Below are 448 nucleotides of genomic sequence, written 5' to 3' on the forward strand. Positions count from 1 at the left end.
CGTCACAAGACGACCGTGGCCGAGGCCGGGCACCTGTTGTTCGGCAACGCCGAGCGTCACCTCAAATCGCCGGACGAGATGGCCAAGCTGTTCGCGCGCTGGCCCCACGCCATCGCGGCGGCGCGCGAGGTGGCGGACGCTTGCGCCTTCAGTCTGGACCCCCTGCAATACGAGTATCCGGAAGAGATCTATCCCGACGGCATGACGCCGCAGCAATACCTTGAAAAATCGACGTGGAAGGGTGCGGAGGATTACTATCCGCGCGGCGTGTCTGACAACGTACAGAAAATACTCGAACATGAGTTGGCATTGATCGATGAGCTCGATCTGGCCCGCTACTTTCTTACCATCAAAGACATCGTCGATTACGCGCGAACGCAGGAGATCCTATGCCAAGGGCGCGGATCGGCGGCCAATTCGGCCGTCTGCTACTGCCTTGGGATTACCG

Annotated in this window: 1 pseudogene; it reads left to right on the plus strand. The window is 60.0% G+C overall.

Features of this window, described 5'->3' with window-relative positions:
* A pseudogene (gene dnaE2 / locus J5M67_RS28585) lies at positions 1-448 on the plus strand (error-prone DNA polymerase); the annotation flags it as partial.

The organism is Pseudomonas sp. 30_B, from assembly GCF_017491605.1.
Classification (GTDB): Bacteria; Pseudomonadota; Gammaproteobacteria; order Pseudomonadales; family Pseudomonadaceae; genus Pseudomonas.